Genomic DNA, 26,041 nt, shown 5'->3' on the forward strand with positions numbered 1-26,041 from the left:
CAAGAAATTCAGGACTATCGCCCCATGCTCTGGTCGCTCGTGAAAATTATCATCTTCGTGCTGATCGTGGCCGCCGCCGCGATGTTCGCGAGTTACCTGATGGACCTCGACGGGAGCGTCCGGATCGCGGTCGGCACGCTGGAGTTCAACCTGACGCCGATCGCGGCGGTCATCTCGCTCGTGGTGCTGCTGGTCGCGGCCTGGCTGGTGCTGAAGCTGCTGGGCCTGCTGATGGCGACGCTGCGGTTCATCAACGGGGATGAGACCGCGATCTCGCGCTATTTCGACCGCAACCGCGAGCGCAAGGGCTATGCCGCGATGGAGGAAGGCATGATCGCGCTGGCCGCCGGGGAATCCCGGCTGGCGATGGCCAAGGCGAAGAAGGCGCAGAAATACCTCGACCGGCCCGAGATCACGACGCTGCTGACCGCCCAGGCGGCCGAGCAGATGGGCGACAGCAAGAAGGCGGCCGATTGTTACAAGGTGCTGCTGGCGGACGACCGGACCCGCTTCGTCGGCATTCGCGGCATCATGAAGCAGAAGCTGGCCGAGGGCGACACCGAGACGGCGATGAAGCTGGCCGAGAAGGCCTTTGCACTCAAGCCGTCGCATGGCGAGGTGCAGGACACCCTGCTGCAGCTGCAGGCGCAGCAGCATGACTGGAAGGGCGCGCGCGCCACGTTGAACGCCAAGCTGCGCCATGGCGCGATGCCGCGCGACGTGCACAAGCGGCGCGACGCGATCCTGGCGCTGTCGACCGCCAAGGACGTGCTGGACGAGGGCAACACCATCGAGGCGCGCGAGGCCGCGATCGAGGCGAACCGCCTGTCGCCCGACCTGATCCCGGCGGCCGTGATGGCGGCGCGGTCCTACATCGACCAGGGCAAGCCGAAATATGCGGCGCGGGTGCTGACCAAGGCCTGGGGCGTGCAGCCGCATCCCGACCTGGCCGCCGCCTTTGCCGAGATCGAGCCGAACGAGGACGCGCAGGCGCGGCTCAAGCGGTTCAAGCCGATCACCAAGCAGCACCCCGAGAACCGCGAGACCCGGTTGCTGCTGGCCGAACTGGCGCTGGCCGCCGAGGATTTCCCCGAAGCGCGCCGCGCGATCGGCGACCTGGCGGTCGAAAGCCCGGATGCGCGGACGCTGTCGATCATGGCGGCCATCGACCGGGGCGAGGGCAAGCCCGACGCCGTGGTGCGCGGCTGGCTGGCGCGCGCTGTCACCGCGTCGCGCGGGCCGCAGTGGACCTGCGACAACTGCGGTCAGGTGCACGGTGAATGGACGCCGGTCTGCGTGAACTGCGCGGCCTTCGACACCCTGACCTGGCGCACCCCGCCGCAGGGCGAGGTGACCAACGTGATGTCGAGCTCGACCCTGCCGCTGATCGTCGGCAAGCTGGAGGAACCCGCGCCGACCCCGCCGCCCGCCGCGGCCGCCACCGTCCCCGCGGACGCGACGCCGCCCGAGCCCGAACCGAAGCCCGCCGAACCGGCCCCGGCCGAGGTCCCGGATGCCGAGATCGTGCCGCCCGCCGAGCCCGCGGACAAGCGCCCGGTGGTCGACGAGGGATCGGTTCCCAAGGCCTGAAATTTGCCCTTTCCGTGCCGTGCAGCCGATGCTATAGCCCCGGCTCACGGCGCCAGGGCGTCGTCCGGGGCCGCTGTAGCTCAGCTGGTAGAGCACGTCATTCGTAATTAGCGGGTCCCCGCTCGAATGACTTGAAAAACCAAAGAGTTCGAGGCACAGGAGAAGAACTAGTAGGGCCATAGTAGGGTCCGGAAAGCCGCTGTAGCTCAGCTGGTAGAGCACGTCATTCGTAATGATGGGGTCGGGGGTTCGAGTCCCTTCAGCGGCACCAGTTCTTCTTAAGCACCTGAAAAATAAAGATATTTATCGGACTTAATCAGCCACGTTAGTTCTTTCGTGCGGTAGGCGTCAAAACCTGTGCTGCAGACATGTAAAATGCCCCTAAGGCCCGACCTATAGAACATGCGGCAAATAACGGAACGCAGCTTCAAGCGGCCCGGCCATAAGACTAGCCGCTCACGCAAGGTATTCGGCGCAGGTATCGAGAAACTGATTGGCTTCTAGGTGACCTCATTCTTTGCCATGAGCTCTGCCTGAGCAATGATTAGCTTGGTAGCTGATTCCTGTGCGTCAGGTGGATATCCATACTTTGCGAGCAATCTACGCACCGTCCGACGCATATCGGCTCGAACTGTATCTCGCTGTGTCCAATCCAAAGTCGCTTTTCGCTTGATGCTCTCTGCCAACTCCCTAGCGATTTGCTTTAGCGTTTCATCCTGCATCACCTGTTTTGCAGACGAGTTATCGGCCAACGCCTGATAGAAGGCGATTTCCTCTTCGGTGAGGCCGGTGTCATGACCTTCAGCAATCGCTGACGAAATTGACTTTGCTAAGCCGATTAACTCCTCGATGACCTGTGCCGTTGAAATCGCTCGGTTTGAATAACGGATTAGGACGCTTTCAAGGGACTCTCGAAATGACCGCGATTGCACGATGTTGACCTGCTCACGGGTTCGAATTTGATCGCTCAACAACTTTTTAAGCGTCTCAAGCGCTAGGTTTTTTTGTGGTAGCGCCGCGAGCCGATCAAGGAACTCATCTGACAAAATACCTACGTTTGTGTTGGGCAATCCGGCCACTTCAAAAAGGTCGATAACCCCGTCAGTTCGAATTGCACCTGAAATGACTTGATTAACTGCTGGCGAGCTTGCGCTAGATCGTATGCGGTTTTCATCGTCAAACCGCTTGCGGATTGCAGAGCGGACATTCTGATAGAAGGCGAGATGGTCACGGACTGCATTGGTTTCGGGGCGTGGCACGGCAAGTGCAAATGCCTTCGACAAACGGACCGTCATTTCGTCAAATCGCTTCTTGCCGTTCTCCTTTTGAAGAACGTAATTGGCGCCATCGATAATAGCTTGGAGCTGATCTGCATCTGAACCTGCGACAAGGCTCATGTAATCGAAATCACCAAAGAAGGCCGCTAACTCCTCCGCATGCCGCAGCATGAGGGGCACTGCCTGATCCTGAATGTTCTCGACAGGTTTTCCTTCTCCACCAGCCTGAGTGTAGGTCTGAATTGCATCGCGAAGCTGGTCGGCGATACCTAAATAGTCCACGACCACGCCACCTGGCTTGTCACCGAAGACACGGTTCACCCTTGCGATGGCCTGCATGAGGTTATGCCCGGCGAGCGGTTTGTCGAGATACATTGTGTGAAGGGACGGACAGTCGAAGCCAGTCAGCCACATGTCGCATACGATAACAAGACTGAGCGGATCGGCATTGTCCTTCAGGCGAAGCGCCAGTTTCTGACGACGTGTCTTTGTCCGTCCGTGATACTTGGTCCGTTGTGCGCGTTTTTCGAACTGCTCGACGGTTTCTTCGTAGACTGGATTCCCGGCGGCATCTCGAATTAGCTTCCCCGTTGCGTTCTTTTTCACTCGCCGCGATGCAACATTTGAGTCCATTACGACCTTGATCGCGCCTGCGTCGTCTTCATCCGAGTGCCAGTCAGGCCGGAGCGATGTAATCTTATCGTAAAGGTTCATGCAGATCTCGCGGCTCATACAGACGATCATCGCCTTCCCATCAATCACCTCTGATCTCTGATCGAAGTGGCTGATGATTTGAGCGGCCAAAGTATCAAGACGTTGGCCTGCGCCAGCAAGTATTTCCAACGGAACTGCGATGTCAGAATCGCCGGACGAACCCGCGTCGTCGTCGTCGGCTGCTTGTGCGATCAGCCGTTCGGCCTCTGATATCCCCTCATCGTCTGGAATCAGTTTAATGAGTTGCATTTCGTAGTAAATTGGGACCGTAGCGTTATCGTCGATTGCTTGTTTTATGTCGTAGATATCGACTTCGCTTCCGAATACACCGCGTGTAGATCGGTCATCACCTTCTACCGGAGTACCTGTGAAGCCAACGAAAGTTGCGTTCGGAAGGTTTTGTCGCATCCAACGCGCACCGCCTTTAAGAAAACCGTATTGGCTACGGTGCGCTTCGTCCGCAAGAACCACAATATTTGAACGATTGCTGACGGGCTCCGCACGCTCTTCGAACTTCTGGATGGTCGTAAATATCACCCCGCCCGAAGCGCGGTTGAGTTTACTGGAAAGGTCTTCTCTATCCGCAGCCTGCTCCGGGTCTTGGCGCAAGAGCGCGCGTCCATCAGCAAAAGTTCCAAACAGCTGACCGTCGAGATCGTTGCGGTCGGTAACAACAACAATGGTCGGATTCTGAAGCGCTGAATCTCCAATTAAAGCGCCAGAGAGCATCAGCATGGTCAAGCTCTTGCCGGAGCCCTGCGTGTGCCAGACGACGCCGCCACGTCCATCACCTTCCGGTTTGAGGGATAGTGTCACCCGTTCGCGTGCTTTGCGAACCGCGCGAAACTGATGATAACCGCCAATCTTCTTGATGATACGACCTGTGCGTTCGTCTTCTTCGAAAACAATGCAGTGAGCCAAATAGTCCAGCAAAGCGTCGCGACGAAACAGGCCAGTGATCACGGTTTCTAGCGTCGGCGCGCCTGGATACCCGACATCTTTGATCGAACGCCAAGGCGTAAACCGGTCCTGATCAGCGGTGAGGGAGCCCACTCGCGACTGGTCACCATCGCTGACGACAAGGATTTCATTGTAGGCAAAGAGCGCAGGCACCGCGGATTTGTAGTCTTGGAGCTGGTCAAACGCTGTCCAGAGTGTCGCTTCTTCGTTAGTCGGGTCTTTCAGTTCAATCACGGCGACCGGCAGACCGTTCAAAAAGATCACTAGATCGGGTCGGCGGGTATGTTCGCCGTTCTTCACGGTGAGCTGACGAACCACCAGAAAATCGTTCGCAGACAAATTGTGCCAGTCGAACAACTTCGCTTTGTCGCCGCGCGTTTCGCCCTCCGCCGTTCGGTAGTCAACGTCCACGCCATCCGTCAGCAAGCGATGGAACCATCGGTTGTTCTGTTCAAGCGTTGGTTCTGGCGGGCGAGACACAAGCGTCGTCGCCTGTCCGATGGCATCCTCAGGCAAGTCTGGATTCAGTTTGCGCAACGCCGCCTTGAGACGGGGCAAAAGCACGACGTCTTCGTATGACTCGCGCAACGGGTAGTCTGCGCCAACTGAGATATCGGCACCGCGCTCGGTATCATAACCAAGAGATTCAAACCAAGCAACGGCGGCTTGTTCGACGATGTCTTCCTTCATGATTTGTGCCCGATTAGATCAGTCAAAATGCTCACTATTATATGGTTTCGGGCAGCCAATTCTTTCTTTTCGCGCAAGAAACGACGCAGCTCATTATCATATAATTGAGGTTCGCAGTGATAGAGCGCCTCGCTTGGCCTTATCGGGGCTTCAAAGATTGATATTTCATCACTTTGATAATCAACAATGTCGTCAAACTCTCGATATGACCCAAACGACACTCTATCATGTGGGTCGACATCGATCTGTGATAAGTGACTTTTGAATAAGAAACCGACCGCTGCATCCGCGGCCCTTGCAAGGATTTCTGCGTATTCGATATCGAACAATGGCGCATAAGCGTCAGCGCCGTGAGCGAAGCTGCCGTCGGAATTTCGCAGATTCCCAAGACCTTCAACAATCTGTCCAATGCCGCCGGTTATCATTCCAAGGTTCTTTCTTGTCAGGTCACTCGTTTGCCCTTCACGAGGCTTCTCGAGGCCCAAAACCTGCCTTGCTCTGAGCATGAGCTCAGAAAATTTTGGGTTGCCTGGAATTTCAACTGAACGGTCAGCAAGTATAGTTTTGCAAGTCGTCTCAATTATGCTGCGACAAAAAACAACCATCGTACCTGGGTCATTGGGGTAGCTCGCTTCTATAGCCCGGACTTGTTGTTCAATTCTCAGTGCACCTGGGTGCCGCTCCATAAGCTCTCTGCACGCCGTTAGGCGGAAAGGGTGGGCCTCCACCGCCATCAGTCTCCGCCTTCGAGACCGAGCGCCTCTAAGCTAGGCGTTTCCAATTCGCCTGAGATGAGTTTGGGAAGAAGCGTATCGCGCATGGACGAAAGCACAGATGCTTCATGTGTATTTGAAGTCTTTCTTTCGATCAATGGCAGCGCAATATCTTCAAAAGCAGACTGAAACTCCTCTTTGGGAACCAGCATGCCTAGTTCACCGAGTTTGTGTCTACTAAGTTCGGTTTGACCAGTGCTACCATGGCCAAGCCGTTCGATCTCTTCTTCGCGCTCAGTTAAATTGATGCCGAGAAAAATCGGAGCAATTTTTTGAGGGTTGGGCTTCACAAGGGATAGGTGGCTGTCGACCGTGGTCTCCTCATTGAGATGATACACCTGAGCCACCCGGCCGAGCGTGCCGACGCCAGTTGAATTTACGAGGATGTCAAACCGGTCCACTGATTTGTCCTTAAGCGGCTTTGCTTCCGCGTCGTGACGCCGCCCAAGCTCCAAATTGACTTCCCAGTTGCGGACGCATTTCTGGTTCAAGACGACAACGCCTCCGGTCTTTGTGTACTTAGGTGCCAATCCTCGCTTAACCGGTTGAGAAACTAATTCGTTTAGAGACTTCACAGTCCACCCTGTCGGGATGTCACCAAGTTCGGAGGGTGTGAAGCTATCAGGAAGGGTCTCAAATAGGTTCTGAGGCATGCCGCGAAAGCTGGTCGCGCCGACCGCTTTTGCTCGGACAGGCTCGAAATCGATGAACCACGCCCGAAACACTGCCCGAGCGATCCCCTCTAGCGTCGTGTTCATCTCCCGCAACAGAATAATCTTGTCGTCCAGGTTACCCAAAACCTTGGCAATGGAGACGCTGATATTGTCATCAACGTCAGGTATCTGAAGCGATTCCAACTGGTCAGTAGGTAAGCGCCCCGTTCCATGGCCCGCTGACTCGACTTTCTCCAATAGAGTTGGTTTGTGAGCTACGAGACAGTAATAAAGAAAGCGATTGTCAACGCCATCAAACGCCTCAACTGCCTTGATGTCTTGATTGAATGTCGCAGGAAAGGGAGCTCGTACAACCCTAATTTCCTTATGAAGCGACATTCCCCGCACTGCAATGTAGGACGTCCAAGCCGGTGCAAGCCGGGTACCATTTCCAACGGCATCTGGCGTTACATGATTTGCAGTTGAACCGTTCCAGTCGCCCATATCCTTCGGAGTGATCCATGGGATGTCACCATTCCAGAATTCTTGCTTGGCCTTCGATGGAGTGCCTCCCGATAGAAGCTTAGCGAAGGCATTCAGCGGACGTGTCGGGTAACTAAAGTCCATAACCTAGTGCCCCCAAGCTACGCTTGATACTTTCATCCAACTCTCTAGTCTGGACAAGTTGCGCCTCTAACTCTCCAGTCAGCCGCGTCATCCGTTCATCGAAAGTCTCATTACTGACTACGCGGTCAGCGGAACCTACGTAGCGGCCTGGAACGAGAATGTGCTTTGCTTTTCTGATTTCGTCTAAAGTTGCAGCCTTACTGAAGCCCTTTAAGTCCGCGTAGGCGCCTGCGTCTCCTTCGCCGCGCCAAGAGTGGTATGTGCGGACAATGCGGCCAATTTCTGTCTCTGGTGGTGGAGGGGATGTCGGGTGGTCGCGGCCTGATAGGAAGCGTAGCGTTCGCGACCCTTCCTCTAGCGCGCCCATATCACGCGCATCGATGAATAGTGTTTCGCCCGAGCGGTCGCGTCCGCCACGGCCTTTATCAAGATGTTTGCCCGACTTGTCGCGCGTGACAAACCAAAGGCAGACTGGAATTCCTGTCGTCAGAAAAAGCTGTGGCGGCATGGCGATAATGCAGTCAACGAGGTCGGCCTCGATGATCTTTTTGCGGATTTCTCCTTCACCACCAGAGCTCGAAGACAGCGACCCATTCGCCATCACAAACGCCGCGATTCCGCCGCCCTTACCATTTGGAGGGGCGAGATGGTGAATGAAGTGCTGAATCCAAGCATAGTTCGCATTGCCCACCGGCGGGGGGCCGTACTTCCAACGCGTGTCGCTTCGAAGCAGGTCGCCCGACCAGTCAGAAATGTTGAATGGCGGATTTGCGAGGATGTAGTCCGCCTTAAGGTCCGGGTGCAGATCGCGTGTAAAACTATCCGCAGGCTGTTCGCCCAGATTGGCCTCGATCCCGCGAATGGCGAGATTCATGTGCGCCAGTCGCCAAGTGGTCGGGTTCGACTCCTGCCCAAACACAGAGAGATCACGTTTCGATCCGCCGTGAGCTTCGGCAAAGCGTTCGGATTGAACAAACATGCCGCCTGATCCGCAGGCAGGATCGTAAACGCGGCCCTCATAGGGTTCGATCATTTCGACCATCAGCCGCACAATTGAGCTGGGCGTGAAAAACTCCCCGCCGAGTTTGCCTTCGGCAGCGGCGAACTTTCCTAGGAAATACTCATAGACACGACCTAGAATGTCTTTCTTCTGCGCTTCCTTCGTGCCTACTGCGATCGAAGCAATCTGGTCAATTAGCCCGCCAAGACGCTCCGGAGCAATTCCGCGACGCGCATAGTCGCGCGGAAGTTTGCCCTTTAGCTTCGGATTATCTCGCTCGATGGCGTACATGGCATCATCGATCAGCTTACCAATATTCGGTGTCTTGCCCTTGGCCTGAATCTCCGCCCAACGTGCCTCGACCGGCACCCAGAAGACGTTTTCTGCAGTGTACTCGTCCCGGCTTTCGAGCATGCTTTCGGCGGATGCTCCAGTGATGCCGTCAGCTTTGAGTTCCTCACGCAGGGCTTCACGCCGCGTCTCGAACGCGTCGGAAATGTATTTGAGGAAGATCAGGCCTAGGACGACATGCTTGTATTCTGCCGCGTCGATCGAACCGCGCAATTTGTCCGCCGCTGCCCAGAGTGCCTCAGGGTCGATGCCGAGTTCTTTCTCGTCGAGTATCAGGGCAGCTTTTTTATCTTTTTCTGTGTCTGTCATTTCTTTCTTCTACGACAATCAATCCGCTTTTTGGCGATCAGTAGCAGCATAACCTTGGCCGCGGATTTTTCTAGGTGAAACTGGGGCTTACTGCACCCTCGTACTCCAGCTACGTTAGCGGCATGTCTTTCGTCTTCTACGACACGGGAACCACCGGCACGGACACCACATTCGACCAGATTCTGCAGTTTGCAGCAATCCGAACGGATGACGACCTGAACGAACTGGACCGCTTCTCAATCCGCTGCCGTCTGCTGCCTCATGTCGTCCCGGCACCAGGCGCCCTGCTGGCCACACGGGTGACGCCAGAGATGCTTTCGGACCCCAGTCTACCGTCTCACTACGAGGCCATGCAGACCATCGCACAGAAGCTGCACGAGTGGTCACCGGCGATCTTTTACCGGGTACAACACTCTCGCCTTCGACGAGGCTTTGATGCGGCAGGCGTTCTATCAGACCCTGCAGCCCATCTACCTGACCAACACGAACGGAAATCAGTGGGCGGACGTGCTCCGCTTGGCACAGGCGACGGCCGCACTGGCGCCCAACGCCATCACGGTACCGATCGACCACAATGAGCGGCCCACCCTGAAACTCGACATGTTGGCCCCCGCCAACGGGTTTGCTCACGAGAACGCCCATGACGCTCTGGCAGATGTTGAGGCGACCATCTTCATGGCACGCCTGATCCGCGATCGCGCGCCGGCTGTCTGGGCTTCCCTGATGCCCATGGTCGACAAGTCGGAGGTCCAGGCGCGCGTGCTTTCGGGGCAACTACTTTGCTTTGTCCAGTACCACATGGGCCGTCCCACGGTGCTTCCAGTGGTGGGCTGCGGCCAGAGCCACGACAACCCAACCATGCTCGGGGTTTTCGATCTGACCAAGGACCCCGAACCGATTCTGCGAATGGATGTCGACGGGTTGGTGAGGGCGATGCAGGGGCCCGACAGGGCCATAAGAATTGTCACCTCGAACAAGATGCCGGCAGTGGTGGATATGTCGCTCGGGCCTGACCTTGGCATTGCCGCGTCGGAGGTCGCCCGTAGAGCCTCGGAGATCGCCCAGGACGGCCCTTTTGCCGCGCGGGTGGGGCAAAGCCCTAGCCCAGCGCTACCCGCCCTGGCCGGCCGCTGAGGTGGTCGAGGCGCGGATGTATAAAGGGTTCCCCAGCCGGGCTGATGAGGGGCGCATGCAGGCTTTTCACGCGGCGACCTGGCAGGAGAGCGCGGAACTGGTTGAAACCCTCGAAGACGACCGCTTGCGTGAACTCGGGCGGCGCATCCTGTTTTTCGAACAGCCGGAGGCGCTGCGGCCCGAGCTTCGCCAAGTGCTCGAGACGTGGCTTCGTAATCGACTGCATGGGCGCGAAGGCGTGGAGGCCGGACGCACAATCGGAGATGCGCTTGCCGATCTGGACGGGATTATCGTCGACGAAACCAACGCATCCGCGCTGCAAGAAATCCGGAACTGGCTGGAGAACATCGGCGGGGGATAGGCGCGAAAGCGGCCGGCGCGGTCACGAAGAGGTTTGACCGCTTACCCGGGTCAGCACCGCCCGCGTGCGATGGCAGGCAAAACAAACCCGGCATACCCGCTAAACCAGTGGGGCCGGCAATGCCGACCCCACCATTGTGTCATGACTGACCTTTTAGAACGGTGCATCGATGGCCGGTGGTGCCCCTGGGGTTTCCAGCCGATAGCGTTTCACCCCCGAAGGGTCATCTTCGCAGCGCAGGACACGCCCGCCGACAAGGCGGTCTTTGTGCTTTGCCAGGTAGCGTCCGACGCTGCGCGTATTGAAGACCTGCTTATAGGTCCGCTCCGCCAGAGCCTGATGCAGCGCTGCGGATTTCGAACGAGGAGATTTGGCGGCCTCGTCCGCCAACTCCGCCAAGATGACCGAGCGTCCACCAATCGCTTCAGCCCACAGTTCAAAAAGCTCGGCGAGCTCGTTTTTCCGCGGGTCATCCGCGATGACACTTTCGCGCGTAACGGCAGGGTCTTCCTCGCCGAGCCATACCAGGGCTTCGCGGACCAAGTTCCAGCCTTCGAAAGACCCCATGGGGATCATGCGATTAGGCTTGCCGGCCACGACATAGGCGCGCAGCACTGTCAGCGCCGCCGTGACGAGGCGCGGGCGGTCTACCAGAACCTCTTCGATCAGTTCGAACGAATGGTCGATTTGGTCCGGCCGCTCGACGCCAGTGTCGATGCGACAAACCAGGGTGCGGCGCCCCAGGTCCCCGATGACTTCGAGGTTGTTGCCCGTTGCCATGACCAGAACGTTGGTAAGAACCTGCTTCATCTCGGACTTGCCGAGAATCCGCGAGGCGATCACCTCGGACGTCAACATCGAACACAGCGTATCGCCGCCGAGCGGGCGCTCGCAGTTGTCGATTACCAGCACGGCGTCCCCGGCCATCAGGATGCTCGCCAGGCGCTTTTCGTCTTCCTCCGGCGTTTTCCCTGCGAGATGATGGTCGGCTTGTAGCCAGAGGCGATCACGCCAACCGCCTCGCACATGAGCGTCTTGCCCGAACCTGCCGTCGGTGCGTCGATCGCGAACAGCGGAGAGGATGGGAGGACGCGGCGAATCACCGAGGTAACCACGGCAGCCAACAGCACCGACCAGTCGGCTGAGGTCGGCAGCTGATATTCGCGAAACGGTTTCTTCAGAATCCGCATCGCCTCTTGCGCATCCGCAAGGGTCGGCGTTTCGGGTACCTGGGGAAACACCACGCCCCCGGGATCATAGAGCAGGCCCGACGCAGCATCATAACCGGGTTCCTGGAGGATCGTACCGTCGGCCCGCATCGTGGGGCAGGACACGACGCCCCGCAGTACCGGCGCGCGCCATTCGCCAACGCGCGCCAGCAGGGCTCGTGCGTGTTCAGTGGGCGGATTGATGGGGTAAGGCTCCTCCTTGCCGTGTTTCATCCATACTGCCGAGATCGCGAATTTTTCCCGCAGCCAGGCCACACTGACAGGATGGATGAGCAGCGCGCCGCTAGGGCGTTTAACGCCGTCATCACCCTCGCTGTGAGGCAGGCGCACGACGCGCACGAGGCTTTCACCCCGCTGATAAACGCCAAGCCCAGCTGCGAGGAGGGCTGCCTCTGCTTCATCCACCTCCGCAGGCAGGTTGCCCCCGCGGATGAAGATCACCGGCCGGTCCGAGCGCACGCCACGTTTTGCGGCGCCTTCGGAGCCGAGCCACTTGCGCATCGCCGGCTCTGCCTCTTCGATTCCCAGGCGGGAACAAAGTTCAGGCAATCCCCACGTTCCCTTGCCCGCGTCAATTCGGGCGCGGGTCGCGGATGATTTGCCGCGGCGCTTGTGGGCTTCCTCATCTCCTCCAAGAGTTGCAACGCACTCGATCAAGTCGTCGATCAGTTCGTCCTCGAAGCCCGCGCGCACCAGGACACCGGCCAGCATCATGGCGATTTCGTCCCGCTCCCCCGCAATATTCGGATAGGCCATCGAAACCACAGATAGCGTAGCGATTACCCCACAAAGCTTCAGAAGCTCTTCAGGTTCGACCAAGGGCGCCGAGATCGCGCCAATGTGCCATTGAACTTTCTCACCGCTCGGATGGGTCGACGGCGGGAACATGGTTTGATGCCCGTCACCACGCACCTCGAGAAGCATGGCACGGGCTGCGCCCAGCTTAACAGCAGCTTCTTTCGGCAGCTCGAAGGTATAGCGCCCTTTCTTGAGTTCGGCCTGGATGACGCGGTGGCTATGAGGTGAGCTAGGTCGACCAAAGCTCGGGTAATCCCGCAACAGAATTTTGGCGAGTTCGGCTGCCTCGCGGCAGTCAAAGTCGATATCGACTAAGCCACTGGAACGCTCGCCAAGCGCGATACCTACGTTGCTGTCATCAGAAAAGGCAGCCTGAATCTTGGCCTCAGTCCATTCCCGGGGTTCTTTCCATTTCCCAGCAGGCGACTTCTTAAGAGGGGGGAGCCGAAGCGGCTCCCAACCCAGTTTTACATATTCCATCGCCGCACCAGCAGGTGTGGACATGGAGTCGGAGAGGCGCACAGGATGCTCAGTCATGGCGCACCTCCCGATCTTTGAAGATGTTTTCTTCTAGCCAGTCCTGGACGTCGGCGAGCCGATACCAAACCTGCCCCAGGTCCTCGCAGTACCTGGGCCCACGTCCGGTCATGCGCAACTCTTCCCAATAAGCCTTGCTGGTGACCGTCAACTTCGAGAGAGCACCCTCATTGATGAGTGCTTTTTTCCGGACGTCATGCGCAATGACCATGACCGTGAAGAACGTCGTCGTGACGCGAGGAATCTCATCACGCATGATCGCAGTCCTCATTGACGAACGCATCGAGGTCAGATGGGCGATAGCGGATCGCCTTCGTGCCGATGCGGACATATTGCGGACCGGTTCCTAGGGAGCGCCACTTCTCGAGCGTTTGGTGGCTGAGACCAAGGCGCATTGCAGCGCTCTTGGTATCCAACAGTTTCCGTTCTTTTTCGGTCATGGGAGACCTCCATTCAATTCAAGGAGGTCTTCCAATATTCACAGCTTTCGTCAGCGGTCAGCGCGTTTAATTCGGTGTATTACGCTCCCGGTTCGGCGCTGTAAGGTCTGCGATGGGGATCCCCAGCAGTTCGAGAGTCTCACGAAGGCCAATCACGTTTTGGACGAACACATCGGCCCCGCCGTCGTCGCCCCAACCGACGACAAGACGGAGCAGCCCATCTCGGCTCCGCTGAAATTTGTCGACAAGGTTGCGAACCTTCTCGTCGGTATTATGCGGTTTGTAGTTCGGGTCTAATTGGAGCCGCGCTTGGATGGCCGCGTTGGCCAACGCAGTTGTGCTGCGGGCATCGAATTCGGAATCGTCAGACCATCGGGGGGTGTAGTTATCGCCAAATGAGTAGTCGGTACCGCGGTCTGCCGCATAGCCTCGCGCCATAAATAGCAACTCTTCAAGGTCCGGTTCCGTGGGCTTTCCTCGAGAGGGCGCGATCCCAAACAACATCTTCATCGCCGTCCGAAGCCGTTGCCCTTCGTCGTCACCGCTCGGATGCGCGCGGATCACGCTGCGGAGCGCAAATTCGACAATCGCGACGGCTGCAGCATTGTTTCGCCAGTCGTCATTCATGCTGCGTCCTCGTTACGGCCGGCCACCAGCCTTAGAATTTTTGCCGCTACCAACGAAACTGGTCCGCGTAGCCGCTCCAGATCGCTGACAATGTAGCCGGCGGTCACGTCACCCGAAAGCCGGTGATTCAACAGTCGCTTCAAGGCGTAGTGCGGGATGTCCAGACTTTCCGCGATAGTAATAAATGTCCTGCGCAGGTCATGCAGTGTGAAGCCGACGCCGCTCCGCTCCGCCACACGCGCAGTGAATTTCTTGGTCTCAACGATATGGCCTTTCTTGCCCGAACTCGGGAAGACCCAAGGTGATCGAACCGGCCTGTTTCTTCCGATTGCGCAACAGGGTCACGAGATAGTCGGCCAACGGCAGATCGAGAGGATCACCGTTTTTGGTCTTGGGGATATGCAACGCGCGCTCTTCCAGATTCACTTGCTCCCATCGGAGGGCGGCGATTTCATTGCGCCGCATGCCGGTAAACAGCGCGATCAGCAGGAAGTCGCGTGCGTAGTCGGGCTCTTCCATCACAGCCGCCCACCAGGCCGGCAGGTCTTGGGCAGAGACAGCGCCACGCCGCCGCCGCTCCGGGTACCAGGCGCGCGCCTGGGTCAGGATATTGACCGGGTTCGGCGGGAATTCATCATGCGCCGCAGCGGTCACATTATATACGGATCTAAGATGCCGCATGACGTTGTTTGCGGTGACCTGGCCGTGTTCCTTGGCGATACGCTGATGGCGCTTGAGTACCATCTGGCGGGTGACGCTGGTGATCGGGGACCGCTTCCAGTCGTTCAGGTACAGGTTTGCAGTGCGTTGGTAGCTTTCGCGGGTGCTGTCCGCGAGGCTGCTACGGGTGTCAAAGAACCGATCGAATGCTTGGCCGAGCGTCAGGCTTTCCTGCGCGACCCGCCGCTTTTCGGCGTTGGGGTCAACACCGGCGGCCATCTCGCTGAGGATGCCTAGCGCCCGCTTGCGCGCTTCATCCACCGGTACGGCGTCAGCACGGCCGATGGTTACGCGGCGCGTTCGTCCTGCTACCTGACCTTCAACATAGAAGACCTTTGACTGAGCTCCGACACGGACTCCGAACCCGCGGAGTAGCTCGTCACGGTAAAGGACTTGGCCCTTTTAGGGATAAGGAAGCGCCTCAACGGCGCGTTTGGTGAAACGAAGTGATGGCATTGAGACCTCCTGTGGCCTCAACTCAACTTAAGCATGAAATCTCGAAAAAGCAATCATTATCAGATGCTTATCGTTCTTTGTCCGGTGCTGTCTTACGTGCGCGCGCATGAGCCGGGATCTGCAGGATCACCGGCTAAAGAGTTAGTTGCCTCGAACGTGTCTTCGGAGCCGACACTAGCTGGTGATGTTCAAGACCCGTGCAGATGGTTCCAAGTAGGTCGGTAGAGACGGTGCACCGAGAGAAGCCTGAGGCGCCCTCACGTCCATCGCCGTGCATGGGGCGGGGTCACCGCCTAACCGCCTTTTTTCAAACGAAAAGCGCGGCTAAGGTGTTTGAGAGAACCGCGAAAGGAATAAGCGGGAAACGAGATTCTTGAGGACGTGTTGAGGCGATGGCAGACATTAAGCTTTTCAAGCTCGGGGCGAATTCGGTCGACGAACTCGATGGCCGGGCAGTGGCACTCGAAAAGTCACTGCAGGATATCTTTGAGCGAAATTTGGAGCCGCTGTTGGGGGTCCGCTTTCTGGCGTCGGAATACCGAACGTCCAATCGCGGCCGCATGGACACGCTTGGCATCGACGAAAACAACTGTCCCGTCATCATCGAGTACAAGCGCAGCACAAACGAAAACGTCATCAACCAAGGTTTGTTCTACCTCGACTGGTTGATGGACCATCAGGCCGATTTTCGGATCCTCGTGATGGATACTCTGGGCAAGGAGGTCTCCGATCAGATCGAGTGGTCAGCGCCGCGTTTGATTTGCATCGCCGGTGATTTCACCAAGTACGACACACATGCCGTCAATCAGATGAACCGCAACATCGAGCTGATCCGATACCTGCGCTTTGGCGACGATCTTTTGCTTCTGGAGCAGCTGACTGCAGCATCGGCCGAGCCGACTAAAACCACCTTACCCGACAACGGCAAGCCGAAGCCCGGCAACACGGTGTACAAGACTGCAAGCGAATATCTGGCGCAGAGCGACCAGGGGCTGAAGGACCGTTTTGAAGCGGTAAGGGCCTATCTTCTGGCACTGGGGGATGACGTTCAGGAGAAAACCCTCAAGTTCTATTTTGCGTTTCGGCGGATCAAGAACTTCGCCTGTGTCGAGGTTCGGCCTCAGACCGGCAAGGTGCTGGTGTACCTGAAGGTCAATCCAGACACCGTAGACCTGCAGGACGGGTTTACACGCGATGTTCGAAAGATCGGTCATTTCGGCACTGGCGATCTCGAAGTGACGATTTCGAATGAAGCTGACTTCGAGCGGGCGAAACCGCTGTTCGAAGCTAGTTACGAGGCTTCATAGTCGAATATCTGGGAGAGAATTGATGAACAGACGTGCTGCATTCGCTACGTTGGGAGCCTCGGGGATACATCGGCAATGGCACATGACCGCATCAGACGGTGTGGAAGTGGTGTCCATCTGGGACCACTTGATAGACGGAAATGGCGCCGAAACCCATGTGCATGCGAAGTATTTTGATGACTTTCGGCAAGGGCAAGAGGTGCGAGCCGTAATCCAGAAAGGCTCTCGCGATCCAGATACCGGAAACATGAGAGCTGAGAACTCGGAGCCTGACACATCAAGTTGGCGGGTTATCTCGAAAGAGATCCGTCCGCTAGAAGGAAGCCGGATAACGAGACTTCACGTTGTCCATCTCGAGCTGGTCCAACAAGACAAATAGATGAAGGTTTTCGTCGCAAATTTTGGCGAACAAAACTATGCGTGGCCAGAGTGTCTGCGCCGTGGAACCATTGCGACCATGAATACAGTCGAGGCGCAGCCGTTTTGGGCGGCCGGCGATCGAGAAGGGTATATCAGAAACAGAATGGGAACGTTGACCGCCGCCGGAAACGTACCCACCCGCGCAGTGGCGTCACGATGGTTCAATTTGATGACCAACATCACTGAAAGCAGTGGTGATATCTGGTTGCATAGCGATGCGGACCACTTGTGGTGGACGGAGTCGTTACCTGGCTCTCCTGTGTTCGAGGAGCTCGACGAGCCGATAGGGCGCAGGCGTAAGGTAGTGATCTGCCATAAGCAGTGCGAACCATGGTCCAACAAGTCTGTGAAGGGGAACCCCCTGCCTTGGGCGGGCCTACACCCGAAGTCGAAGGACTTCCTTGCTACTGAAGCAACTATGCAGCAGTTGGGTGCTGACTACGCTGCGTATGCGCTCGCGTTGATTAGGGGTGAAGATCTTGCTCCCTGGCACGACCGCAGCGAGTGGAAGGCAAAGATAGAGCAATCGAAGTCCAAGGCTGGGGCTGTTGTCGTCTTTAACGACGAACAAAAGGCGGCGTGGCGCATGGCTCGGACAGCCCTCCAAACAGTGGCGCAAGCCAATGGGCAGACAGTAGAACGGAACCTAAAGGTCAAGGATCTTGGTTTCACTTCAGAAGAAGCGCTCCGTGTATACATTGAAACCCTTATTGCCGATCAGGATAGGCATTGTGCCCTGACTGGATTGCCAATCAATTTCAACGAGACGGACGGTGACCCCGAAATGCGCGCATCTCTAGATCGTATTGACAGCAATGGGCACTATGAACCGGGTAATCTACAGATCGTCTGCAAGTTTGCTAACCGTTGGAAGGGCGCTGACGACAATGCGGAGTTCAGGCGACTTGTTGAGTCGTTGAAGGATTTTTCCTAATTGGGAAGTTTTGACAAGAAGACAGGGTGGACTGGGAGAGGGCAGCCACCGAGCAAGCCCAAAAAAGCCGTCCATAGGGTGGGGTGTACCGGGTTTACCGTGTTTGCCGGGTTTGGCGCGCCCGGCATGCAGGGCAACCGGCAGTTAACATATGGGCGCTTACGCGCCATGGAGCTCAAATTCGCCAAACAAGGCTGCCTGGCCTCCGATGCGAACACTCGTACGGAAACGATGAGCTCCACAATAGTAGCAGTTGATCGAGGTGCTGAATTACAGTCATTCTCGAATGGGGAAGCGTGTTCGCTGTTGCTTTAGACGATGTCTCGCGCCCTTTGGTGTATGCCGCCAGAGATCATTATGGAGCTTTTCTTGCAGGGGCAGTTCAATCTTCTCAAAAGTCTTGGAATAACAGGATACACGCTGGAGACCGCGATCCAAGTAGGGCCGCTATTTGTAAGTCCTAAAGAACTTCAAAAGCACCTTGGTCGCTACGCACTGCGGTTCGTCAACTGCACCGACGACAGTGTCTATCAATTCCAGCACCTGGGAAGCGCGTCAGGCATCAAGTATAGAGGACGCTATTTTGCAATTTCCACCGACCACCAACGAAAACTCGGTGAAACTGGTCAGCTAGGGGTAGTCTGCGATCCTGGTCAGTCGGTGATAACGCCCAGCACAATGTGGACCATCGATGTATCCGAAGAAATTGAACGTGAAGATAATTTGGATTTCACTATCTACGAGTTTGATCCATCTCAGTATCCCCACAGAACTCTGGCTTCGCAATTTCTGGAGGTGTCTCAAAATAATGGGATCGCTGCGGAGGTTGGCAAAATAGCCTTGAATCTTGGCTACCCGACTAGGCTGCAAAACGTCGACTACCATAACGGTGCGGTTGATTTGCTCGTCGTATCGAGCTTTGTGGAACTGGTAGAAAAGACAACTTCCGACGACGTGTACGTGTTTAGGACTGTCGCGGAGGATCGCTACTTCGAGGATGGGATGAGCGGTTCCCCAGTCTTCGAGGTAGTACGAGACCAAGGAGATTTTCGAGTGAAGTGGCTGGGAATTGTCATACGAGGCGGTGAAGAATCGCGATTTGGGCGCGTCATAAATTCTGACTTCATAGTCCGACAGATAGACAGAGCCGCATTTGAGAGCCCTTGAGGCCGGTACTGTCAGTTCGCTCAGGCGAGCTGCGTGTGTGCGATGCGACCAACGGTTAACATAATGGACCTTAGCTGCCACCCGCGGTGGCTTGGACGCTAGGACTGGGTACCCAAATCGCCGCGTTTTCGTCACCATAAGCTTTAGACCTGCCTTCAATCGTTTCGATGCCAACCCAGACACAAACGATGGCGTCAAGCATGTCCTCGAAGGCCTTCAGCTCGCGACCGGTCGCGCTTGAGGAGATTGTAGGCAGCTGTTCAGCTGCTCCATCAACCTTGGCTTCCAGATGATTGATTATCTCCTGCCATGTCTCGACCAATCTCTCTCGACGCTGGCTGGGGACAAGCTCGGGCCAATAGCGCCTAAGCTTGGCCGCCTTGTACGTCAGCCTTTCGGACGCGCCGGTAAGCTCTATCAAGGCCGGATGAGGGTATACCTCAATTGTTCCAGGCAAGGTTACTGAGTTTGTAATCAATGGGTATCCTGAAGCCTCAAGCCCCGACATCAATTTGAAACTGATCGGACCGGGGCGCTCGGATGATGGGGTATGCGTGCCGGCTTTTCGTGCACCGTAGGCAGACGATATTGCATTGTCTGCCAAGCGTCGCCCGTTGATCACCGCCTTAGAAAGCGGCATGTCGATGCTTACCAGATCGATTGGTCGAGCGGCCATGCGCTCCGCTGCGTTCAGAAGATTTTCTACTGGCGGCAACGCATCCGACCTATTCGGATCGCCAAGGAAGTCCGCGTATGACTTGCGGGCAACGACAATCTGCCATCGCGCACCCTTCTTAACGCCAACAGCAAGACCGCTAGGTTGCTTCGGTGTCCAAGCAGCGTCTATGCCAAGAACCGCTACCAAGTTTGCTCCATCGATTGCTCCTGTTGTCGCTCACTGGGGCAGGTTGGACAACCGGTCTTGTCGTCCCGCCGGCAACAAACCAGAGAGGGTTGACCGGGAGGGCGCACCCGAGCCTGGATACGGGAAGGCCATGCATGGGGTGGGGTGCGCCCAGGTCTATTGCGGTTACGGGGTTTTCTGCGGCCAGTGCCAAGAGACGGCTGCATTCTAAATGCGGACGCACAGCGGTCAGCGGGCCGAATATGGTCCAAACGCGAAAACGCTACTCAAGAGAGTAAACAGTTGGGGACCGATGCCAAAATCGACGTGCTTCCAGCAATCGATTTCTGCAGCAAAGAGAACTGAGCTTCCAGCCAACCGCAGACCGAAAGTTTCACATACGGGACGAATCTTGATGACACTTGTCGGAAAAAAGCTTTTTTAACAAGAGTTAGGAAGCTGACAGAGATTACACGATAGGGCCACCGTGGAACTTCTACTCTTGATATTCAGCGCCTGGGTAGTCTTTGCGGTCTTGAAGGGTGTCTTCGGTGCCAACGACCCTCAGCGAAGAGGACCAAGCCACGGATCGACTCAGCAGGCCAGGCCAGCACAAAGACAACGTCCAAAGAGCGATTCCACATACAGACCGTCATCAAGTCCGCGAAACCGACCAAAGATTGACTTCGGGGGTTCGAGCGCTGGAAGCGAAGCATCTCTCGACATGAGTTCTCTTGAAGGGCTGAATGACGCTTTCACTGGCGCCCCCCTCGATCGCAAGCTCGGGCTCAATCAATGCCAAAGCTGCAAGGTCTATTACCACGATGAAAGCCTCGCTGTTCTTCAAAGCGAGAACTCGTCACTGTGCGTATCCTGCGGCAGCGCTCAGATTGTGCCTCTTGCTTCCGGAAAGGAAGGCGCTGCCAAAGGACGGAACTATGACCCGGATGTCATCACTCTCAGCGACTTCCGGAGCCACTACAACAGGGTTGTTACCCTTGAGGCCAAGGTAGTCGCCGTGAAGGTAAGTCAACGGGGTTCCGACTATGCACTTATGTTCGAGCGGAAGTCTTGGACCAAAGGATTAAAGCTGGTTTTCTTCCGTGGGGCTGTCAACAAGGTGGGTGGAGCGTCATATATCAAGGGCCTGGAGGGACGAACCGTGAAGGTCAGAGGTCTTCTCATCAACCACCAGACCTTCGGTCCAGAGATCATCATCTCCGAGCGTAGTATGATCTTGGGGGCTAAATAATGAAATGGAAGGACATTGAAAAAAAGTATTATAGCGAACTCGAACGAAAAAGAGCGCAAAGTCCACGTGAATTATTAGGCGTAAGCGAAAGCGCATCCAAACAGCAGATAAGATCCGCTTATATGCAGCTAGTTAAGACATATCATCCAGATGGCTCTGATGTATTCATGACACAGTACAACCAGGAAGTTCTAAAGCTTATAAACTCCGCGTACGAAAAGCTCTCGAAACAAAATGGATAAAATCCGATACCTCCGGCATGACCTGATTGACTGGTTCTCCCAAAGTGCGATCGCAGACACAGAAGTTATTGTCATCGGCGCTGGAGCCGTTGGCAATGAAGTATTAAAGAATTTGGCGCTTCTTGGCGTCGGGAAAATTAAGATCTATGATTGTGATAAAATTGAGGAACACAACCTAACCCGAAGCGTCCTATTTCGCGATACCGATGTTGGTCGCTACAAATCTGAAGTTGCAGCACAGCGCATTTCTGATCTCGATCCCAATATAGCTGCGACTGCCTTCGTCGGTGATTTTTGGAACTTACTTAGAATAGATGAGCTTAAGGCTGCAGATGTCGTATTCTGCTGTGTGGACAGCTTTGAGGCCAGGATAAAGTGCAACACACTTTGCTTTCTGGGAAAAGTTGACCTTATAAATGCTGGCCTGGATAGCCGAAACGCAGTTGTTGAAACGTTTCCGTTTTCCTCTTCAGTGTCGGCAGCCTGCTATGAATGCAGCTTGCCACCCAGTGTATACACTCGTATCTCGGAGCGCTATTCTTGTGGCAGCCTGAAGAAACTCTCCTATGTTGAGAAAAAGATTCCGACAACAATTTTGACATCTGCGGCGGCCGGGTATCTTGCCGTTTCAAGTGGGTTGAGGCTGGGCGACACAGAAGCAGGCGAGCACTCTATTCGCTTTTTTGCCGATACAATAAACGGCACTACAAGCCGATCAAAAATCGCCAGAAACCCGCTTTGCCCTTGCTGCGGACGCTTTGGCGACGCGAATGTGATGCATGTAAAATCAAGACGCCGAATAGGTCAACTTGATTACACCGAAGATGTGGAGCAAACGATCGAGACGAGTGAGCCGATCTTAGTCCAATACCAGGCTAATGATACCTTGACGGTCGTCTTCGAGAATGCATCGGATTATGATAGCACCTTCACTCAATCAGTATCAGAGGATCCTGATAGCGTGGTGGTTGATATCCGAGACCAGTTCGTGCTTTCAGAACTGGTTGAACGATTTCCCGATCGCGACATGCCCTGTAAGTTCGCGATAGTGAGATCGTTTGATGAAATCTACGTACTGGAATTCGAGGAGAGCAAACATGGAGCAAGTTAAGGTCATTGTGAGAACGGCTGACCAAACTAGGAAGGCCGAAGTTGAAATGGAGAGGTCTAACACCAGTGCCGATGTAATGCAGGCTGCTGTAGACAATTGGGCCCTTCCAACTGACACAGATTACAGCCTCGTGAACGTTTCCACCGGTCAAGTTCTTGCGCCAACGCAGCAGCTAGCAAAAGGTGCAGTCGAGGACGGGAATATTTTAGAAGTGCAACCGGTTTTGGTTGCGGGGTAGAATCCAGATGTCAGCCTTCGACGAGAGACGAGGTCAAGACATAGAGAAGCTTCGGACACTCGCTGCAGGCAGCGGTGGAAAGGTCGAGGTGCTGTCGGCCGCCGGCCAACCGGTGAACCTAATAAGGGTCAGGTTGAAGATAAAAACTGCGGGAACAAAGAGTTACCCAAGAGATGTTCAAACCATCACTGATTTAACGATAAAGCTCCCGGCGCGGTATCCATTTGTTGAACCCCAGGTTCAAGTTGATACTCCGATATTGCATCCTAACGTGTACGCGTCTGGCCAGATCTGCCTTGGCGTGAAGTGGATGCCCTCTCAAGGTTTGGACCTTCTGATCAAGCGCGTAGCGAAGATAATTGCATACGATGCGGATGTGCTAAATGAACAGTCTCCAGCAAACAGTGACGCGCTTAGGTGGTACCGAGGGCTGATGGCCAGCAATCCAGGTGCCTTTCCTAGCGACAGCAGTGATTTGAAGGACACGGAGGTAAAGAGAACTCTTAAATGGGGAAATATTCCGGCGGACAAGTCAGGCAAAACGGTTGTTTCCTGTCCAAAATGCTCAGCGAAGCTGTCTTTACCGGCTGGAAAGTCGGGTTTGGTTAAGTGCCCAAAATGCGACAACAAATTTGATGTGAAAACGTGATGAAGTGGGATGACGTAGAACCAGACTTCCGTTGGTACCCGGTTTCTGAGCTTTGCTCTCAAATGGACCTTGCAGCCAACTGTTGGCTGTTGGGGGGTATCCGCGCTACGTCAGTTGTCATAGCTTCAGACATTCATGCTCAAATTTATGCGCATCTTGGTGAGAAGTCAGTCGAAATGGGTGGACTGCTGCTAGGGCGTGCCTATGGGATGGCTTCTGATCAGGGACGTGTAGTTGTGCACGTGACGAAGTCAACTCGTGCCACCAGCTTTCAAGGTACGGCAGTTTCGCTACGTATGGATACTGACGTTTGGAGTTCTGCAAGCGCTGCTTCTGAGGAAGGAGAGTTCATTGTGGGCTGGTATCACAGTCACCCAAACCTCGGCGTATTTTTCAGTGGTACAGATCGAAAGACGCAAAAAAGCTTTTTTGACACAGAATATTCGCTCGGGCTCGTTATTGATCCTGTTCGAGACGAAGAGCTCTGGTTTTTCGGCGGTGACAGTCAGCAGTTAAACTCCAAATCGATCCTCAAGTACTAACGCCGTATGTCGTCGCTAGTAGGGGACTAGTAGGGGATGTACGTCAAACGTTCTCATACCTCTGCCGGCACCGTCCAAGATCGATCGAAGAATTAGTCAAGCAATCGTAATGGTTTGTACGACTTAAAGCGGCTTGGTCTGGTCATGTCCAACACATGGACGGCAAAATTCGTAATGATGGGGTCGGGGGTTCGAGTCCCTTCAGCGGCACCACTTTTCCCAAGGATTGATAGACCCGCCCGCCCGCGTCATGCGGCGCAGGGGCGCGGATGTCGTCAGGCGTGATCGCGCACCGCGCTGCGGGCGGCTGACCGGCGGCGGTGATCGGCGAATTTCTCGCCCTCGGCCCGGCCGGTCCGGAAGCCGTTCACCTTCCACGGCTTGCAGAGCTTGCAGCCGGCGCGGGCGTTGCGGGCGCGTTTTCGTTTGTGGTGCATGGTCTTGCCTCCCTGTCGCGCAAGAGGCGGCGTATAGCACCGGTATTCGCCATCTCGGAAGCGTTTTTTCACGCGGACACGCAAGACGCGGGGCCGCGCCGGTCGCACGCTTCTGAATTCCGCCGCCGGGCTTTGGCGCGACTCGCGGGCTGGGCTAGCCTTGGCGGACCGCGAGCCGCGCGGCACGGGAGGAGAGACCATGAACATCGAAGCGCCAGTCGCGGCGGGCACGCTCGAGGCCCTGTCGGCCCTGCGCGGCCGCCCCTTTGCCACCGAGATCCGGGTGCCCGAGGTCGGGCCGTCGGCGCCCAGCCGGTTCCGCTGCGGCGACACGGCGGCCGCGGTGCTGGGCGCCATCGGCGGGGTGGTGGGCGACATCGTTCAGGCCCGCGGAGGGACGAAGCAGGTGGTCAGCTGCGACCCGCGCCACGCGGTGGCGGCGCTGGCGATGTCGTCGCTGACCCGGGTGCCGGGCGCGGCGGGCTGGGTTGCGCCCGAGGTGCCGGCCAACCGCCAGGTGGCGCGGGCCTGCATCCGGCCCTGGGCGACCAGGGACGGCGGCCACGTCCTGCCGCACCTGAGCCTGCCGAACCTGCAGGCGAAGATGCTGGAATTGCTGGACTGCGACCTCGACCCCGCCTCGGTCGGTGCGGCGGTCGGCCGGTGGGAGGCGGACGCGCTGGAAGAGGCGATCGCGGCGGCGGGCCTTTGCGGCGGCAAGGTCCGGAGCGAGGCCGAGTGGCGCGCGCATCCGCACGGGCAGGCGCTGGCGGCGCGGCCGGTGATCTCGATCGAGCGGATCGGCGATGCGCCACCCGAACCGGTGCCGGGCGGGGCGCGGCCGCTGTCGGGGCTGCGGGTGCTGGACCTCACGCGCATCCTGGCCGGGCCGGTGGCCGGGCGGACGCTGGCGGAGCACGGGGCCGACGTGCTGATGGTCGCGGCGCGGAAAGCGCCGCAGGTCGAAGAGTTCGTGCGCGACACCAGCCACGGCAAGCGGTCATGTTTCCTGGACCTCGACGAGGATGCCGATGCCGCGCGGCTGCACGCGCTGGTGCGCGGGGCGGACGTGTTCCTGCAGGGCTATCGCCCCGGGCGGCTGGAGGCGCGCGGCTTTGGCCCCGCGCAGTTAGCGCGGGAGCGGCCGGGCATCGTCTGCATCTCGGTCTCGTGCTACGGGCACGGCGGGCCGCTGTCGGACCGCGCCGGGTGGGAGCAGGTGGCGCAGACCGTGACGGGCATGTGCGCCGAGCACGGCGGCCCCGCCACGCCGGAGCTGGTGCCGCTGCCGGTCAACGACTACGTGACCGGCTTCCTCGGGGCGCTTGGTGCGCTGATCGCGCTGGAGCGTCGGGCCGAGGAGGGCGGCAGCTGGCACGTGCAGGTGTCGCTCTGCCGGACGGCGATGTTCCTGCAGGACCAGGGACGCTGGGCCGCGCCGGGGGCATTCCCCGAGGCAGGCGTTCTGCAAGAGGTGATGGTCGAAAGCGACGGCGCCCGCGGGCCGATGCGCCACGTCGGCCCGGTCCTGCGGATGAGCGCGACGCCGCCGCTCTGGGCCAGGCAGGCGCCGGTCCTGGGGCAGGATTCGGCCGAATGGGCCTGAGGCATGCGCCCCCGATCGCCCTGATTAGAGACTGATCCCCGCGGGG

Annotated in this window: 25 protein-coding genes, 1 tRNA gene and 2 pseudogenes; 15 read left to right on the forward strand and 13 right to left on the reverse strand. The window is 57.0% G+C overall.

Translation table 11 applies throughout. The features are described 5' to 3' along the window. Positions 1-24 precede the first annotated feature (24 nt). Together ACE2AC_RS13825 and ACE2AC_RS13830 are read left to right on the forward strand one after the other, a co-directional pair. A complete protein-coding gene (locus tag ACE2AC_RS13825) occupies positions 25-1,590 on the forward strand; it encodes a heme biosynthesis protein HemY (protein ID WP_375687970.1) in 1,566 nt (521 codons plus the stop codon). A gap of 195 nt (positions 1,591-1,785) precedes the next feature. Further along, positions 1,786-1,861 (forward strand) — tRNA-Thr (locus ACE2AC_RS13830). A gap of 229 nt (positions 1,862-2,090) precedes the next feature. On the opposite strand, the gene ACE2AC_RS13835 is transcribed toward ACE2AC_RS13830, so the two are convergent. Genes ACE2AC_RS13835 through ACE2AC_RS13850 form a run of 4 tightly spaced genes read right to left on the reverse strand, consistent with a single transcriptional unit; the run spans position 2,091 to position 8,944 of the window. Further along, a complete protein-coding gene (locus ACE2AC_RS13835; protein WP_375687971.1) occupies positions 2,091-5,231 on the reverse strand; it encodes a type I restriction endonuclease subunit R in 3,141 nt (1,046 codons plus the stop codon). After that, positions 5,228-5,965, reverse strand: a complete 738-nt coding sequence (locus ACE2AC_RS13840) for an abortive infection family protein (RefSeq protein WP_375687973.1) — start codon at positions 5,963-5,965, stop codon at positions 5,228-5,230. Before ACE2AC_RS13840 ends, ACE2AC_RS13835 begins: the two co-directional genes overlap by 4 nt. Further along, complete coding sequence (locus ACE2AC_RS13845; protein ID WP_375687975.1) at positions 5,965-7,284, reverse strand: restriction endonuclease subunit S; 1,320 nt, start codon at positions 7,282-7,284, stop codon at positions 5,965-5,967. The genes ACE2AC_RS13840 and ACE2AC_RS13845 overlap by 1 nt, the downstream gene beginning before the upstream one ends. Beyond that, a complete protein-coding gene (locus ACE2AC_RS13850) occupies positions 7,274-8,944 on the reverse strand; it encodes an N-6 DNA methylase (protein WP_375687977.1) in 1,671 nt (556 codons plus the stop codon). Before ACE2AC_RS13850 ends, ACE2AC_RS13845 begins: the two co-directional genes overlap by 11 nt. 122 nt (positions 8,945-9,066) lie before the next feature. Between ACE2AC_RS13850 and ACE2AC_RS13855 the strand changes: the two are divergent. The 3 genes and pseudogenes from ACE2AC_RS13855 to ACE2AC_RS13865 all read left to right on the forward strand — a co-directional run. Further along, positions 9,067-9,270 (forward strand): annotated as a pseudogene (locus ACE2AC_RS13855) (exonuclease domain-containing protein); the annotation flags it as partial. 109 nt (positions 9,271-9,379) lie between these two features. After that, a complete protein-coding gene (locus tag ACE2AC_RS13860) occupies positions 9,380-10,078 on the forward strand; it encodes a hypothetical protein (RefSeq protein ID WP_375692152.1) in 699 nt (232 codons plus the stop codon). A 16-nt stretch (positions 10,079-10,094) separates the two neighbouring features. Beyond that, entirely contained in the window at positions 10,095-10,439 is a 345-nt protein-coding gene (locus ACE2AC_RS13865; protein ID WP_375692112.1) for a hypothetical protein, read from the forward strand. A 153-nt stretch (positions 10,440-10,592) separates the two neighbouring features. Here the strand turns inward: ACE2AC_RS13865 and ACE2AC_RS13870 are convergent, their stop codons facing one another. From ACE2AC_RS13870 to ACE2AC_RS13900, 7 genes and pseudogenes are all read right to left on the reverse strand, one after another. Continuing rightward, a complete protein-coding gene (locus tag ACE2AC_RS13870; protein ID WP_375687979.1) occupies positions 10,593-11,366 on the reverse strand; it encodes a hypothetical protein in 774 nt (257 codons plus the stop codon). Then, positions 11,366-13,003 carry a bifunctional DNA primase/polymerase gene (locus tag ACE2AC_RS13875; protein WP_375687981.1) on the reverse strand — a complete coding sequence of 546 codons (1,638 nt, stop codon included), beginning with the start codon at positions 13,001-13,003 and terminating at the stop codon, positions 11,366-11,368. The genes ACE2AC_RS13870 and ACE2AC_RS13875 overlap by 1 nt, the downstream gene beginning before the upstream one ends. Continuing rightward, positions 12,996-13,259, reverse strand: coding sequence for a hypothetical protein (locus ACE2AC_RS13880; protein WP_375687983.1), 264 nt, complete (start codon positions 13,257-13,259; stop codon positions 12,996-12,998). The genes ACE2AC_RS13875 and ACE2AC_RS13880 overlap by 8 nt, the downstream gene beginning before the upstream one ends. Further along, entirely contained in the window at positions 13,252-13,443 is a 192-nt protein-coding gene (locus tag ACE2AC_RS13885) for a helix-turn-helix transcriptional regulator (RefSeq protein ID WP_375687985.1), read from the reverse strand. Before ACE2AC_RS13885 ends, ACE2AC_RS13880 begins: the two co-directional genes overlap by 8 nt. A gap of 66 nt (positions 13,444-13,509) precedes the next feature. After that, the gene (locus tag ACE2AC_RS13890; protein WP_375687987.1) at positions 13,510-14,070 is read right to left on the reverse strand and encodes a hypothetical protein; all 561 of its coding nucleotides are present in this window, start codon (positions 14,068-14,070) and stop codon (positions 13,510-13,512) included. Between the two features lie 258 nt (positions 14,071-14,328). Next, positions 14,329-15,009: a tyrosine-type recombinase/integrase gene (locus ACE2AC_RS13895; RefSeq protein ID WP_375692113.1), complete on the reverse strand. Its 681-nt coding sequence runs from the start codon at positions 15,007-15,009 to the stop codon at positions 14,329-14,331. Between the two features lie 21 nt (positions 15,010-15,030). Further along, positions 15,031-15,099 (reverse strand): annotated as a pseudogene (locus ACE2AC_RS13900) (hypothetical protein); the annotation flags it as partial. Positions 15,100-15,638: 539 nt separating this feature from the next. Here ACE2AC_RS13900 and ACE2AC_RS13905 point away from each other — a divergent pair. The 3 genes from ACE2AC_RS13905 (at position 15,639) to ACE2AC_RS13915 (ending at position 19,074) form a co-directional block, all read left to right on the forward strand. Beyond that, positions 15,639-16,553, forward strand: coding sequence for a DUF5655 domain-containing protein (locus tag ACE2AC_RS13905; protein ID WP_375687989.1), 915 nt, complete (start codon positions 15,639-15,641; stop codon positions 16,551-16,553). A 379-nt stretch (positions 16,554-16,932) separates the two neighbouring features. Further along, complete coding sequence (locus ACE2AC_RS13910) at positions 16,933-17,907, forward strand: hypothetical protein (RefSeq protein WP_375687991.1); 975 nt, start codon at positions 16,933-16,935, stop codon at positions 17,905-17,907. Between the two features lie 339 nt (positions 17,908-18,246). Further along, entirely contained in the window at positions 18,247-19,074 is an 828-nt protein-coding gene (locus ACE2AC_RS13915) for a hypothetical protein (protein WP_375687993.1), read from the forward strand. A 70-nt stretch (positions 19,075-19,144) separates the two neighbouring features. Here the strand turns inward: ACE2AC_RS13915 and ACE2AC_RS13920 are convergent, their stop codons facing one another. Then, positions 19,145-19,939, reverse strand: coding sequence for a DUF429 domain-containing protein (locus ACE2AC_RS13920; protein ID WP_375687995.1), 795 nt, complete (start codon positions 19,937-19,939; stop codon positions 19,145-19,147). A 703-nt stretch (positions 19,940-20,642) separates the two neighbouring features. Between ACE2AC_RS13920 and ACE2AC_RS13925 the strand changes: the two genes are divergently transcribed. The 6 genes from ACE2AC_RS13925 to ACE2AC_RS13950 all read left to right on the forward strand — a co-directional run bounded on the left by ACE2AC_RS13925 (position 20,643) and on the right by ACE2AC_RS13950 (position 23,952). Beyond that, a complete protein-coding gene (locus tag ACE2AC_RS13925) occupies positions 20,643-21,170 on the forward strand; it encodes a hypothetical protein (protein ID WP_375687996.1) in 528 nt (175 codons plus the stop codon). Positions 21,171-21,292: 122 nt separating this feature from the next. Then, positions 21,293-21,412 (forward strand): hypothetical protein, encoded by a 120-nt coding sequence (locus tag ACE2AC_RS13930; protein WP_375692114.1) that lies wholly within the window; start codon positions 21,293-21,295, stop codon positions 21,410-21,412. Continuing rightward, positions 21,405-22,523, forward strand: a complete 1,119-nt coding sequence (locus tag ACE2AC_RS13935; RefSeq protein ID WP_375687998.1) for a ThiF family adenylyltransferase — start codon at positions 21,405-21,407, stop codon at positions 22,521-22,523. Before ACE2AC_RS13930 ends, ACE2AC_RS13935 begins: the two co-directional genes overlap by 8 nt. After that, positions 22,510-22,761, forward strand: coding sequence for a hypothetical protein (locus ACE2AC_RS13940; RefSeq protein ID WP_375688000.1), 252 nt, complete (start codon positions 22,510-22,512; stop codon positions 22,759-22,761). Before ACE2AC_RS13935 ends, ACE2AC_RS13940 begins: the two co-directional genes overlap by 14 nt. Before the next feature lie 7 nt (positions 22,762-22,768). Next, positions 22,769-23,410: a ubiquitin-conjugating enzyme E2 gene (locus ACE2AC_RS13945; protein ID WP_375688002.1), complete on the forward strand. Its 642-nt coding sequence runs from the start codon at positions 22,769-22,771 to the stop codon at positions 23,408-23,410. Then, the gene (locus ACE2AC_RS13950) at positions 23,410-23,952 is read left to right on the forward strand and encodes a Mov34/MPN/PAD-1 family protein (RefSeq protein ID WP_375688004.1); all 543 of its coding nucleotides are present in this window, start codon (positions 23,410-23,412) and stop codon (positions 23,950-23,952) included. The genes ACE2AC_RS13945 and ACE2AC_RS13950 overlap by 1 nt, the downstream gene beginning before the upstream one ends. A gap of 275 nt (positions 23,953-24,227) precedes the next feature. Here ACE2AC_RS13950 and ACE2AC_RS13955 read toward each other — a convergent pair whose 3' ends face one another. Further along, on the reverse strand, positions 24,228-24,389 hold the full coding sequence (locus tag ACE2AC_RS13955; protein ID WP_375688006.1) for a hypothetical protein: 162 nt from the start codon (positions 24,387-24,389) through the stop codon (positions 24,228-24,230). 199 nt (positions 24,390-24,588) lie between these two features. On the opposite strand from ACE2AC_RS13955, the gene ACE2AC_RS13960 reads away from it, so the two are divergent. Further along, positions 24,589-25,995, forward strand: a complete 1,407-nt coding sequence (locus tag ACE2AC_RS13960) for a CoA transferase (protein ID WP_375688008.1) — start codon at positions 24,589-24,591, stop codon at positions 25,993-25,995. Positions 25,996-26,041 lie beyond the last annotated feature (46 nt).

It is taken from the genome of Pseudooceanicola sp. LIPI14-2-Ac024, from assembly GCF_042188925.1.
In the GTDB taxonomy this organism is placed as follows: Bacteria; Pseudomonadota; Alphaproteobacteria; order Rhodobacterales; family Rhodobacteraceae; genus Pseudooceanicola.